15 protein-coding genes are annotated in these 11,784 nt (G+C 71.4%); 10 read left to right on the forward strand and 5 right to left on the reverse strand.

The features are described 5' to 3' along the window. Positions 1 to 10: 10 nt before the first annotated feature. The gene (gene mshA, locus IEY87_RS25790; RefSeq protein ID WP_225277666.1) at positions 11 to 1,288 is read right to left on the reverse strand and encodes a D-inositol-3-phosphate glycosyltransferase; all 1,278 of its coding nucleotides are present in this window, start codon (positions 1,286 to 1,288) and stop codon (positions 11 to 13) included. Positions 1,289 to 1,392: 104 nt separating this feature from the next. Here mshA and IEY87_RS25795 point away from each other — a divergent pair, with 104 nt between their 5' ends. Beyond that, positions 1,393 to 2,136 (forward strand): SDR family NAD(P)-dependent oxidoreductase, encoded by a 744-nt coding sequence (locus tag IEY87_RS25795; RefSeq protein WP_189141341.1) that lies wholly within the window; start codon positions 1,393 to 1,395, stop codon positions 2,134 to 2,136. Continuing rightward, positions 2,129 to 2,929 (forward strand): class I SAM-dependent methyltransferase, encoded by an 801-nt coding sequence (locus IEY87_RS25800; RefSeq protein WP_189141342.1) that lies wholly within the window; start codon positions 2,129 to 2,131, stop codon positions 2,927 to 2,929. The genes IEY87_RS25795 and IEY87_RS25800 overlap by 8 nt, the downstream gene beginning before the upstream one ends. A gap of 46 nt (positions 2,930 to 2,975) precedes the next feature. On the opposite strand, the gene IEY87_RS25805 is transcribed toward IEY87_RS25800, so the two are convergent. After that, positions 2,976 to 3,494: an O-acetyl-ADP-ribose deacetylase gene (locus tag IEY87_RS25805; RefSeq protein WP_189141343.1), complete on the reverse strand. Its 519-nt coding sequence runs from the start codon at positions 3,492 to 3,494 to the stop codon at positions 2,976 to 2,978. Between the two features lie 54 nt (positions 3,495 to 3,548). On the opposite strand from IEY87_RS25805, the gene IEY87_RS25810 reads away from it, so the two are divergent. The 5 genes from IEY87_RS25810 (at position 3,549) to IEY87_RS25830 (ending at position 6,256) form a co-directional block, all read left to right on the forward strand. Next, positions 3,549 to 3,905, forward strand: coding sequence for a BlaI/MecI/CopY family transcriptional regulator (locus IEY87_RS25810; protein WP_189141344.1), 357 nt, complete (start codon positions 3,549 to 3,551; stop codon positions 3,903 to 3,905). Continuing rightward, positions 3,902 to 4,807, forward strand: a complete 906-nt coding sequence (locus IEY87_RS25815; protein WP_189141345.1) for a M56 family metallopeptidase — start codon at positions 3,902 to 3,904, stop codon at positions 4,805 to 4,807. Before IEY87_RS25810 ends, IEY87_RS25815 begins: the two co-directional genes overlap by 4 nt. Before the next feature lie 59 nt (positions 4,808 to 4,866). Next, on the forward strand, positions 4,867 to 5,361 hold the full coding sequence (locus IEY87_RS25820; protein WP_189141346.1) for a helix-turn-helix domain-containing protein: 495 nt from the start codon (positions 4,867 to 4,869) through the stop codon (positions 5,359 to 5,361). A 3-nt stretch (positions 5,362 to 5,364) separates the two neighbouring features. Beyond that, complete coding sequence (locus IEY87_RS25825) at positions 5,365 to 5,772, forward strand: hypothetical protein (RefSeq protein WP_189141347.1); 408 nt, start codon at positions 5,365 to 5,367, stop codon at positions 5,770 to 5,772. A gap of 115 nt (positions 5,773 to 5,887) precedes the next feature. After that, on the forward strand, positions 5,888 to 6,256 hold the full coding sequence (locus IEY87_RS25830; protein ID WP_189141348.1) for a DUF2516 family protein: 369 nt from the start codon (positions 5,888 to 5,890) through the stop codon (positions 6,254 to 6,256). Here IEY87_RS25830 and IEY87_RS25835 read toward each other — a convergent pair. Then, positions 6,241 to 6,801 carry an SGNH/GDSL hydrolase family protein gene (locus IEY87_RS25835; RefSeq protein ID WP_225277683.1) on the reverse strand — a complete coding sequence of 187 codons (561 nt, stop codon included), beginning with the start codon at positions 6,799 to 6,801 and terminating at the stop codon, positions 6,241 to 6,243. The genes IEY87_RS25830 and IEY87_RS25835 overlap by 16 nt on opposite strands. A gap of 174 nt (positions 6,802 to 6,975) precedes the next feature. Between IEY87_RS25835 and IEY87_RS25840 the strand changes: the two genes are divergently transcribed. After that, positions 6,976 to 7,710 (forward strand): alanyl-tRNA editing protein, encoded by a 735-nt coding sequence (locus IEY87_RS25840; protein ID WP_189141350.1) that lies wholly within the window; start codon positions 6,976 to 6,978, stop codon positions 7,708 to 7,710. A 93-nt stretch (positions 7,711 to 7,803) separates the two neighbouring features. Here the strand turns inward: IEY87_RS25840 and IEY87_RS25845 are convergent, their stop codons facing one another. Next, positions 7,804 to 8,568 carry an ankyrin repeat domain-containing protein gene (locus IEY87_RS25845; protein ID WP_189141351.1) on the reverse strand — a complete coding sequence of 255 codons (765 nt, stop codon included), beginning with the start codon at positions 8,566 to 8,568 and terminating at the stop codon, positions 7,804 to 7,806. 68 nt (positions 8,569 to 8,636) lie between these two features. Here IEY87_RS25845 and IEY87_RS25850 point away from each other — a divergent pair, with 68 nt between their 5' ends. Further along, a complete protein-coding gene (locus IEY87_RS25850; protein ID WP_189141352.1) occupies positions 8,637 to 10,253 on the forward strand; it encodes a DUF2207 domain-containing protein in 1,617 nt (538 codons plus the stop codon). On the opposite strand, the gene IEY87_RS25855 is transcribed toward IEY87_RS25850, so the two are convergent. Next, entirely contained in the window at positions 10,250 to 11,269 is a 1,020-nt protein-coding gene (locus IEY87_RS25855; RefSeq protein ID WP_189141353.1) for an asparaginase, read from the reverse strand. The two genes, IEY87_RS25850 and IEY87_RS25855, sit on opposite strands and share 4 nt — an antisense overlap. A gap of 59 nt (positions 11,270 to 11,328) precedes the next feature. Here IEY87_RS25855 and dtd point away from each other — a divergent pair, with 59 nt between their 5' ends. Continuing rightward, the gene (gene dtd / locus IEY87_RS25860; protein ID WP_189141354.1) at positions 11,329 to 11,754 is read left to right on the forward strand and encodes a D-aminoacyl-tRNA deacylase; all 426 of its coding nucleotides are present in this window, start codon (positions 11,329 to 11,331) and stop codon (positions 11,752 to 11,754) included. Positions 11,755 to 11,784: the final 30 nt, after the last annotated feature.

Here is an 11,784-nt window from a genome sequence, read left to right on the forward strand (position 1 = left end):
GCCGTACAGCCTATGAGTTGATCGCCACGGGCTGCCGGTGCAGGTGGGCGATCGCCTCGGCGTAGACCTCCATGAGGCGGGAGGAGGTGGCCTGCCAGCCGAAGGCGGCGGCGTGCTCGCGGGCGCCGGCCGACAGGGCGGCGCGGTGGCGCGGCTCGGTGACGAAGCGGCTCAGCGCCCTGGCCCAGTCGTGCGGGTCGTGACCGTCCACGAGCAGGCCGGAGACGCCGTCGCGGACCGCGGTGCGCAGCCCGCCCACGGCGGCGGCGACGACCGGGGTGCCGCAGGCCTGTGACTCTAATGCGACCAGGCCGAAGGACTCGCTGTGCGAGGGCACCACGGTCACGTCGGCCGCGCGGTACCAGTCGGCGAGCTCCGGCTGCGGCGCGGGCGGGACCAGCCGGGTCACATCGGCGATGCCGAGTTCGGCGGCCAGTTCGGTGAGGATCGAGGGCCTGGCCAGGCCGTTGCCCGACGGGCCGCCCACGCAGGCGACCACCAGGCGGCCGCGGAGCGAGGGGTCGTCGATCAGCATCCGGGAGGCGGCGCGCAGCAGCACGTCGGGGGCCTTCAGGGGCTGGATCCGGCCCACGAACAGCAGCAGGTACGCGTCCATCGGCACGCCGAGCCGGCGCCTGGCCTCGTGCTGTGAAGCGGGCTGGAAGACGGTGAGATTGACACCGGGGTTCACCACGGCGACCCGCTGCTCGGCGGCGCCGTACAGCTCGATGAGCTCGCGCGCCTCGTCGCCGGTGTTGGCCACCAACCGGTCGGCGATCGCCACGACCTGCTCCTCGCCGACCACGCGGGCCTGCGGCTCGGGCTTGTCGTCGTCGGCCAGCAACCGGTTCTTGACCTTGGCCATGGTGTGCATGGTGTGCACCAGCGGCACGCCCCAGCGCTCCTTGGCCAGCCAGCCGACCTGGCCGGACAGCCAGTAGTGCGAGTGGATGACGTCGTAGCGGCCCGGCTCGTACATCGCCTCGGTGCGCAGCACCTCGGACAGGAACGCGCACAGCTGGCCGGGCAGGTCGGCCCGGTCCATCTCCTCGTACGGCCCCGCGGTCAGGTGGCGGACCACGACTCCCGGCGCCAGCTCGGCGACCGGTGGCAGGTCCCTGGCCGTGGCCCTGGTGAAGATCTCCACCTCCACGCCCAGCTCGGCCAGCCGTCTTGCCGACTCAACGATGTACACGTTCATCCCACCGGCGTCGCCCGTCCCGGGCTGCTCCAGCGGCGACGTGTGCATGCTGATGGTCGCGACCCGATCGACCCGTCGTCGCCTCACCCGACATCACCTCCAACCGAAGTAGAACCATTCAGATCTTTCCGGCATTCCCTGCCAGGGGTCACAGCGGGTGGCATCCGGGAGGGCCTGGCAGGATATGGCGCATGAAGAGAACTGCTGTGGTCACGGGCGCGAGCAGCGGGATCGGCGAGGCGACGGCGCGGCGGCTGGCTGCCGAGGGCTACGACGTGGTGGCGGGCGCCAGACGGCGCGAACGGCTCGACAAACTAGCCGCCGAAGTACCCGGGATCAGGCCTGTCACACTCGACGTGACCTCCCAGGACTCCGTCGAGGCGCTGGCCGCCTCGCTGGCGCGGTGCGACGTCCTGGTCAACAACGCGGGCGGCGCGTTCGGCACGGAGACCGTGGCCGAGGGCCGGCTGGACGACTGGCAGCGGATGTACGACACCAACGTGCTCGGCTCCCTGCGCGTGACCCAGGCGCTGCTGCCCAAGCTGGTCGGGTCCGGCGACGGCGTGCTGGTGATGCTGACCTCCACGGCCGGCCTGGTGTCGTACGAAGGCGGCGGCGGCTACTGCGCCGCCAAGCACGCGCAGAGCTCGATGGCCGAGACCCTCCGGCTGGAGCTGGTCGGGCAGCCTGTCCGCGTCGTCGAGATCGCGCCCGGCATGGTGCGCAGCGAAGGCTTCGCCGTCACCCGCTTCCGCGGCGACGAGGCCGCCGCCGCGAAGATCTACGAGGGCGTGCCCGACCCGCTCACCTCCGACGACGTGGCCGACGCCATCGCCTGGTGCGTCACCAGGCCCGCGCACGTCAACGTCGACCGCCTGGTCCTGCGCCCCCGCGCCCAGGCCGCCCAGCACAAGGTGCACCGCGTCAGTGGTTAGGCCCGTCGGGGCGATCACCCGGGGGACGACCGGCCACAACCGGCTGCGGCGCGCGGACCGGTGGGTCGCCGCCGTGCACGGCTCCGCGCTGCGCGCCGCCCACCGGCCGCTGGTGGTGGACCTGGGGTACGGCGCCTCGCACGCCACGACGCTGGAGCTGTTCACCCGGCTGCGCGTGGTCGTGCCGGGTGTCGAGGTCGTGGGCGTGGAGATCGACCCGGCCCGGGTCGCGCTGGCCAAGCCGTACGAGCGTGCGGGGCTGAGCTTCAGGCTCGGCGGGTTCGAGCTCCCGGTCGCCCGGCCGCCGGCGCTGGTCCGCGCCTTCAACGTCCTGCGGCAGTACGGCGAGGCGGAGGCGTGGCACTACTGGGACGTCCTGCGGGACCGGCTCGCCCCGGGCGGCCTGCTGGTGGAGGGCACCTGCTCGGAGACGGGACATCGGGCGGTGTGGGTGTGCCTGGACGGCGACGGGCCCCGCACGCTGACGTTCTCGGCCCGCTTCGACGCCTTCGACCGGCCGTCGGACCTGGCCGACCGGCTGCCCAAGACGCTCATCCACCGCAACGTGCCCGGGGAGCCGATCCACGCCTTCCTGCGCGACTTCGACCACGCCTGGGCGGTCAGCGCGCCGTACGGGGTTCATGGGCTGCGCCAGCGCTGGCTCGCGGCGGTCGGCGCGCTGGCCGGGTCCTGGCCCGTCGCGAACCGGCCACCGCTCGGCGGCCCGCGCCGCTGGCGGCTGGGCGAGCTGACCCTCCCCTGGTCCGCCGTCGCACCGGACGCCGGCAGCTGAATCGCGGCCTGGATCGCGGCGTCAGCCGTCTCGCTTGGAACGCGGGTCAAGCCACCTCGTTCAAGAGCGCGGCCTGGAACGCGGCGTAGGCGGCCTCGTCGAACAGCACGAAACGCACCTCCTCGACGGGCGTCCCGGCCGCGCGGACCGTCCGGATGGCGACGCGCGCCCCGTCGTCGAGCGGCCAGCCGTAGATGCCCGTGGAGATCGCCGGGAAGGCCACCGTCGCCGCCCCCAGGGAGCTCGCCACCCGCAGCGACTCGCGGTAGCAGGAGGCGAGCAGGTGCGAGCGGTCCTCCGTCCTGGAGTGCACCGGTCCGACGGTGTGGACGACCCAGCGGGCCGGCAGTCTGCCCGCCGTCGTGGCGACCGCCTGGCCGGTCGGCAGGCCCTTGCCGTACTGCGCGGCGCGCAGGTCCCGGCACGCCTGGAGGATCTCCGGGCCGCCGCGGCGGTGGATGGCGCCGTCGACCCCGCCACCGCCCATGAGGGAGGAGTTGGCGGCGTTCACGACGGCGTCGACCTGCTGCTCGGTGATGTCGCCCCGAACCAGGGTGATGTGCATCTCTCCAGCATCCCGGATGGCTGCTCGACACGCCGTAGTACTACGCTGGAGAGTGTGAAGGGTCTTGGGGAGCTTGAACGCAGCATCATGGACATCCTGTGGGCGGAGAGCAGCCCGCTGACCGCCCGCGAGGTCGGCCGGCTCATCGCCGATCGCGACCTGGCCCCGACGACGGTCATGACCGTGCTCGACCGTCTCACCCGCAAGGGCTTCCTGCGCCGCACCCGCGACGGGCGCGCCTGGCGCTACGAGCCCGCGGAAAGCCGCGACAGCTATGTGGCTGAGCTTATGCTTGAGGCTCTGGGCATGACCGGTGACCGGTCCGCCGCCCTGACCCGCTTCGCCCAGGCCGTCTCTGGGCCCGAGGCGGAGGTCCTGCGCAGAGTCCTTACGGAGCTGGAGGAAGAGTGATCACGGCAGTGGTGCTGGCCGCGCTCGCCCTGGCGTGCGCGATCGGCTCCTGGCGTCTCACGACCGCCCGCTGGACCTCCCGCGCGCCTCGCACCGCCATCATCCTCTGGCAGTCGCTCGGGGTCGCCTGGGGGCTGGCCACCACCGGCGCGATGCTCGCCTTCGGCGTGCAGCCCTACGAGATCGGCGTGCTGTCCGGTCTGCTCGCCTTCGCCGACGGCCAGGGGCCGAGCCTGGCGTGGGATCCGCTGCACGTGCTCGCGATGATCGCCGGGTTCACCTCGCTCACCGTGCTCGTCGTGGTGCTGATCTCGGCGGGGGTGCAGGCGCTGCGGGCCCGCAGGCGGCACCGCGTGCTGCTGGCGCTGATCTCCCGTGACGATCCCGGCGTGCCGGGCGTGCGGGTGCTCGACCATCCGAGCGCCGCCGCCTACTGCGTGCCGGGCCTGCGCTCCCAGGTGGTGGTCAGCGAGGGCGCGCTCAAGCTGCTGTCCCAGGACGAGCTGACCGCCGTGCTCGCGCACGAGGCCGCGCACGTACGCGAGCGGCACGATCTGGTGCTGCTGCCGTTCGCCGCGCTGCGCAGGGCGTTGCCCTGGGCCAAGGTGGTCCGCGAGGCGCAGGAGCAGGTGGAGCTGCTGGTGGAGATGGCGGCCGACGACCGGGCCCGGCGCTACTGCTCACCGCGCCGGCTGGCCACCGCGCTGCTCAGGTTCGGCTCCGCGGGTGCGATGCCGACACCCAGCGGGATGCTGGGCGTGCACGCGCACCATGTCATGGCCCGGGTGGACCGGCTGCTCAAGCCGGGCCCCGAGCTGCCCGTGAGCCTGCGTTACGGAGTGCTCGCCCTGTCCGTGACCTTGGTCACCTCCACCCCCTTCCTCTGGATCATCCAGCTCTAGCGCTTGCAGCAGCTACCACTCTGTTTGCATTTGCAAGCACGGTGCGGCACACTGGAGGCATGGCACTACCGAAGGTCGGCTCGATCGGCGAATACATCCGTGAGCAGCGGCAGCAGGCGAAGATCTCGCTTCGCCAGCTCTCGGCCGCGGCGGGGGTCTCCAACCCCTACCTCAGCCAGATCGAGCGCGGGCTGCGCAAGCCGAGCGCGGAGATCCTCAACCAGATCGCCAAGGGGCTGCGCATCTCCTCGCAGGCGCTCTATGTGCAGGCGGGCCTCATCGAGGACCGCGAGCCGCCCAGCGACGTGGTCGCCACGATCAGGGCCGACACTCTTCTGACGGAGCGGCAACGTCAGGTGCTGATCGACATCTACGAGTCGTTCCGCAAGGAGCATCTCGCCGGGGATGAGCAGACCTCCCAGAATGCCCATCCCCAGCGCGACCCCGAAACGGACGACGAGCGGCCGCTGCCCCCGGAGTTGCTCGCCGCACTTGAGCCCTATGCGGCGAGCGCGGGCAACGGCACCGTCAACCAGGAAACCAAGGAAGGTTAACCCATGACTCTGGCCACTGAGGTCAAGAAGCTGACCGATTCCAAGCCTTTCTACGCCATCGCCGGTGTCGGCGACTTCGCCGCCGAGAAGCTGCGCGAGCTGCCCGAGCAGCTGCAGAAGCTCCAGTCGCGGCGTGCCGAGCTGGCCAAGGACCTGCCGGTCCGGGCCCGCGGCTACGCGGACAAGGCCGAGGGCATCGCCAAGGAGTTCCCGGAGAAGGCCCGTGAGTACGCCGACGTGCTCGGCCACCGCGCGGTCGAGGCCTACGAGGGCCTCGCCACCAGGGGCCGCAAGGTCGTCAGCAAGACGACCGGCGAGGCCGCCCTTGAGCTGGAGGAGCTGTCGGAGGCCGCCGAGCCGCCCGTCGCCACCCCGGTGAAGAAGACCCGCACCACCAAGACCCAGTCCTGACCCGGCCGTAGGCCCGGCTCTCACGAGAGCCGGGCCTTCGTTTTGTGGCTCCCGTGCGCGGGGGGCGCCTATTAGGCTGGTGCCGACTCATCGCGGCATCGGGCGGAGCCTGAACATGGAAATCATCAACCTCGTCTTCAACTTTCTCTTTCTCGTGCTCTCTGTGATCATTTTCGGCATGGCGGCGTACGCGCTGGCGCATGCCGTACGCGTGTCGAACGACGCGTTCGTGTCGGCGGGAAAGCTGCAGAAGAGCATCTGGCTGATCATCTTGATCCTGGCGACGCTGTTCTCGGCGGCGGGCGCCTATGGCTACCTGACGAGTTTCCTCGCCTTCGGCGGCGCCGTCTTCATCGGCATCGGACTGGGGATCTTCTCCATCATCGCCGTCATCGCCGCCACCATCTACATCGTGGACGTCAAGCCCGCGGTGAAGGGCATGGGCGGGCGCGGCGGCAATCAGGGGCCCTACGGACCCTGGTAAGGCAGCCGGCTCAGAGCTCCTGCCAGCCACGTGCCCAGCCGTGCGTGCCCGGCGTGCGTCGGATGGACGCCGTCGGGCAGCGTCATCTCCGCCTCCCCGTCCGCGGCCCAGCGCTCGCGCATCGGGTCGAGGAACGGCACCGCCTGACGCTCCGCCACCTCCGCCAGGGCGTCACGCACCCGATAAGCCTTCGCCGGGGCGCGCCCCATCCAGATCGGGCCCACCATGACGACCTCGGCCCGTGGCCAGGTGGCCCTGGCGTCCCGCAGGAGTTCGGTGGCCGCGCGCCGCACCTTGGGCGCGGACCAGCGGCAGTCGTTGTGCCCGCCGGAGATCACCAGCACGTCGGGTGCCGGCCGCCAGGCGAGCTCCGCCTCGAACGACTGCTGGAACGTACGTCCTACGCGCCCTTCACTGAGATAGCCGGTGCCGCCCGCGCCCGCGATGATCGGCTGCCAGCCGAGCAGGCGGGCGGCCTCGCTCGCGTAGGCGCGCCAGCGAGGGACCGGCCCCGATCCGACGGTGAAGCTGTCCCCGACGAACATCACCACCGGCGGGCCCTGCGGAATCGACGTCTGGAGCGCGATCTCGGGTGTCGCTGCCGCCGTACTACAGGCTGATGTTGTCCCATAAATCGCCATTAGTGCGACTGCCTGGGCGATGAAGGGGCGATGCATCAGACCACGCATGTACCACCTCGCAAGCTCTAGGCTGCCGGTATGACCAGCGATCTCCACGGGCGTACGCAACGGCTTGAGCTGTCCGACCAGAACCTTCGCGACTTCGAGGCCGTCGTCCTCGACTCCACCCCTGAGGGCATCGTGGTGAACAGGTCGGCATTCTATCCGGGGGGCGGCGGCCAGCCTGCGGATCACGGAGTTCTCCTCTGGCAAGGGGTGGAAACGCGCATCGTCGGAGTACGCAAAGGCGACGATCTCCACCTGATTCCGGCAGAGGACGACCCGATCCCGCCGGTGGGCACGGTGGTGCGGGCGGCGGTGGCCGACGAGCGCCGCACCGCCCTCATGCGCACCCACTCCGGCCTGCATGTGCTCTGCGGGGTCGTCTTCCGCGACTACGGCTGCCTGGTCACCGGGGGCAACATGGAGCCGATGACCGCACGGATGGACTTCAACCTGCCGGAGGTGCCCGCGGGCTTCAAGGAGGCGGTCGAGGCGGCCTGCAACGCCGAGGTCCTCGCCGACCGGCGCATCGACGTACGCGTCCTGCCGCGCGAGGAGGCGTTCGCCATCCCTGACATCATCCGGACCGCCACCAACCTGGTGCCGCCGGAGGTGCAGGAGGTCCGCATCGTCGACATCGACGGCCTGGACACCCAGGCGGACGGCGGCACCCACGTCGCCTCCACCAAGCAGATCGGCCGCGTCAAGGTGACCAAGGTGGAGAGCAAGGGCCGCGGCTTCCGCCGCCTGCGCATCGCCATCTCCGACTGACCGAGCCACCTCAGCGCTTGATCGGCCGCGCGCCCCAACTCAGCACCCTCTGATGGCCGCCCCGCCTCAGCGCCCCTTGATCGGCGGTGCTGCTCAGAGATCCTGGTACGAGTGGGCGCCCAGACTGCGTAGCCAGGCGGCGACGGCGGTGAAGCCGTGGCGCTCGGCCGCGTCCAAGGGCGTCAAAGGCTCCCAGGGCGGCACCCAGTCCACCGTGGCGCCCCGCTCCACCAACTGCTCCGCCACCTGGCGCTGACCGCCGTGGCAGGCGTACCAGAAGGCCAGGTTGACCTCGCCCTGCTCGGAGACCGTGACCTGGTCCAGGAGGCCGAGCGCGGCGGCGTGGTGGGGCTCGACGGCCGCGCCGCGCGCCACCAGCCGCCTGGCCGCGCCCCACTGCGCGAACGCCACCGCGTCCGCCAGCGCCGTCCCGCCCGCGATGACCGCGCCGCGCGCCTCGATGTCGGCGTCCGCGTCCAGGAGGGCGTCCAGCGCCTTGACGTCGTCACTGCTCGCCGCCCAGTGCAGCGGCGTCTCGGCATGCTCGGCGTATGTGCCGCCGCGTTCACCGTTGTCACCGCGTTCGCCGTGCTCGCCGTGCTCGGCGCGGTCGGCGTGGTCGGCGTGGTCGGCGTGGTCGGCGCCGAAGGGGGCGTTGATGTCGGCTCCCGCGGTGGCGAGTGCGGCGATCGTCTCGGCGACATTGGGGAAGTGGCCTGGCCAGTCGGTGGCCACGTGCAGGAGCGTACGAGATCCGTCCACCCGGGCGGTGGCCAGTGCCGGATCCGACGCCAGCAGTCGCCGGAGGGCGGGCACGTCGCCCGATCGGATCGCCTGGACCGCGCTGTGCTCGCTCATGGGCGCCTCCTTAGCGTCTGGAGTCCATCCTCGGGGGTTGTCGGGTTGAACCGCTAGCATGTGCGGCCATGACGGGTTTCAGGCACACGCTGGCCGCGCTGGGGGCCATCACTCTGGCAGTGGTCCCCGCGACCGCCACTCCCGCCATGGCGGCGGCAGGGATCACCGACGAGGTCACGATGACCCTCGGCAAGGGTGGCACCCTGCATGTCGTCGAGAAGATCAGCGGCGCCGAGGGGCCGCTCAAGCGGACGTTCCTGACCAGGACGCGCTACGACGACACCAGCGACCGACTCTACGAGATCTCCAACGTCAAGGGCGGCAAGCTCACCGGCGACGTGCTCACCGTGACCGCGCCCGCCACCGTCGAATACGACGTCAAGGGCGCCGTGACCGCGACGGGCGGCATGGAGGAGCTGCGCTGGTTCGCGGTCAACGGCTGGGACACCGCCGTCGCCAAGGCCACCGTCAAGGTCAACGGCCCCGGCCAGGTGCAGAGCCTGTCGTGCTTCGCCGGCGAGCTGACCTCGGCCATCGGCTGCACCTCGGCCTCCATGGACCACGTCGCCACCCAGGCCGACTTCGAGCAGACCGGCCTCGCCCCGGGTCAGGCGCTCACCGTGGTCGTCGGCTTCCCGCAGGGCGCCAGCGGCGGGCAGCCGATCATCGACAAGCGGTTCTCGCTGGCCAACGCCTTCGCCCTCAGCCCGGTCACCGGCGGCGCGCTGGCCGCTCTGCTGGTGCTGCTCCTCGGCGGCCTGGCCGCGCTCTACTGGACGCGTGGCCGGGACGCGCGGATCGCCGACCACGAGAAGGGCGCGGTCGACCCGATGCGGGACGGGCACTTCTCCCCGCCGGACGGGGTGCGGCCCGGCCAGATCGGCACCCTGGTGGACGAGCAGGCCGATGTGGTCGACGTGACGGCCACGATCGTGGACCTGGCCGTGCGCGGCTATCTGCGCATCGACGAACAGGAGCGGCAGACGTACGACGCGCCGGACTGGATGCTCGTCAAGCAGCCGCACGCGCCCGTGACCGCACTGCTCCCCTACGAGCGGACGCTGTACGACGCGATCTTCGACGGGCGGGACGCGGTGCTGCTGTCGCAGTTGTCCGGCTCGTTCGTCGCCCATCTGGGCAAGGTCCGCGACGCGCTCTACACCGACGTGGTCCGGCAGGGCTGGTTCGCCCGCCGCCCCGACGCCGAGCGCACCCGCTGGACCACGATCGGCGTCGTCGCCATGGTCGTGGGCATTGTCGCCACGGCCGCGCTGGCCTGGTTCACCACCTACGGCCTGATCGGGCTCGCCCTGATCATCGCGGGCGGGGCGCTGTCCGTGGGCGGGCAGTACATGCCGGCCAAGACCGCCAAGGGCTCGGCGGCGCTGGCGCACACCTTAGGGTTCCGCGAGTTCCTCTTCTCGGGCGACCTGGGTGACGTGCCGGAAAAGCAGCGGGTGGAGCTGTTCTCCCGTTATCTGCCCTATGCCGTGATCTTCGACGGAGTGGAGCACTGGTCGCGCGTCGTCGCATCGGTCACGGGCAACGGCTCCCCCTCCGACAACCTCTACTGGTACCACGGGCCGGCCGAGTGGGACCTGTCGAAGTTCGCCGGCTCGATGCGTACGTTCACCACGACGACCTCAGGCGCGATCTCGGCCACCCGCCAGTTCCGCACCCTCTAGCGGACGCGCAGCTCGCCGACCGGGCGGCCGCCGCCCAGCACGGGCTGCGCGGCCAGCGCGTCCAGCTCGGGCGAGGTGAGTCCGAGCGTGCGCAGCGCCGCCACGGTGAGCGGGGTACGCCCGCGCCCGGCGCCGTCCTCGACCTTGATGACTCCGGCGCGCCCGTCCTCGAACACGAAGGCCTGGAAGCCTTCCGCCCCGGCCTTGACCAGCAGACCGGGCAGGGCACGCATGAGGGCCGCCTCAGGCCGGTGAGTGCCGGACGTCCACTCGGGATGGGTACGCATCGCGTCGAAAACGGCCCGCGGCCCGGTATCCCCTTCCGCACTACCCTCCGGACCGCCGACGGAACTGCCGAGAGGCCGGCTGCCACCCTCTGAGCCGCCCTCCGGGCCGCCGACGGGAGTGCCGGCGGGCCGAGTGCCGTCCTCTGTGCTCAGTGCGAGCGCGGCGAACGCTCTGGCCACACCCAGCATCGAGATGAAGAACAGCGGCGCCCCGCACCCGTCCACCCCGGAGGCGAGCACCCGTTCGCCGGTCAGTTCCTCCACGGTGGCGCGGATCGCCCGCTGCAGCGGATGCGGCGGCTCCAGGTACGTCTCCAGCGGCCAGTCGTTGCGCACGCAGGTGGCCAGCATGGCGGCGTGCTTGCCCGAGCAGTTCATGTAGACGCGGCCCCGGTCGGTGACCGTCCGGTCCTCGGGGTAGTCCTCCGGGCACCGCAGCGCCGACTCCCCCAGCCCGGCCCCCGCGAGGATCCTCCTGACGCCCTCGACGTGATAGGGCTCCCCCGCGTGGGAAGCGCAGGCCAGGGCGAGCAACTCACCGCTCAGGCCGAGCCCGGCGCGGAGCATGCCGAGCGCCTGCAGTGGCTTCATCGACGAACGGGGTGAGGCCGGCACGTGCACCGCCCCGTGCACCGCGACGGGCGTGCCGGTCGCGTCCAAGGTCAACATGCGCGCCTGGTGCCTGGACTCCACGAACCCGGACCGTACGACCTCCACCACCAGCGACATCTGCCACCCCTTTCGCCCTGAGTCTACGGAGCGCCACATCTGGGCCAGAATGGGATCCCATGCGAGCAGTGGTGCAGCGAGTGAGCTCAGCGTCCGTGACGGTCGACGGGCAGGTCATCGGCGCGATCGACGAGCCGGGCCTGCTCGTGCTGGTCGGCGTCACCCACGACGACACGCGCGCGCAGGCGGCCAGGCTCGCCGCCAAGCTGTGGGGGCTGCGCATCCTGCACGGCGAGAAGTCCTGCTCCGACGTCTCGGCGCCGCTCCTGGTGATCAGCCAGTTCACCCTGTACGGCGACACGCGCAAGGGCAGGCGACCCACCTGGCAGGCCGCCGCCCCGGGACCCGTCGCCGAGCCCCTGGTGGACGCGGTGATCGAGGAGCTACGCGGGCTCGGCGCTCACGTGGAGACCGGCAGCTTCGGCGCCGACATGCGGGTCTCCCTCGTCAACGACGGCCCGATCACCCTCGTCCTGGACATCTGACCGCTCGACGCGACAGCCCGATCGCCTCGC

It is taken from the genome of Nonomuraea glycinis (assembly GCF_014646515.1).
Classification (GTDB): Bacteria; Actinomycetota; Actinomycetes; order Streptosporangiales; family Streptosporangiaceae; genus Nonomuraea; species Nonomuraea glycinis.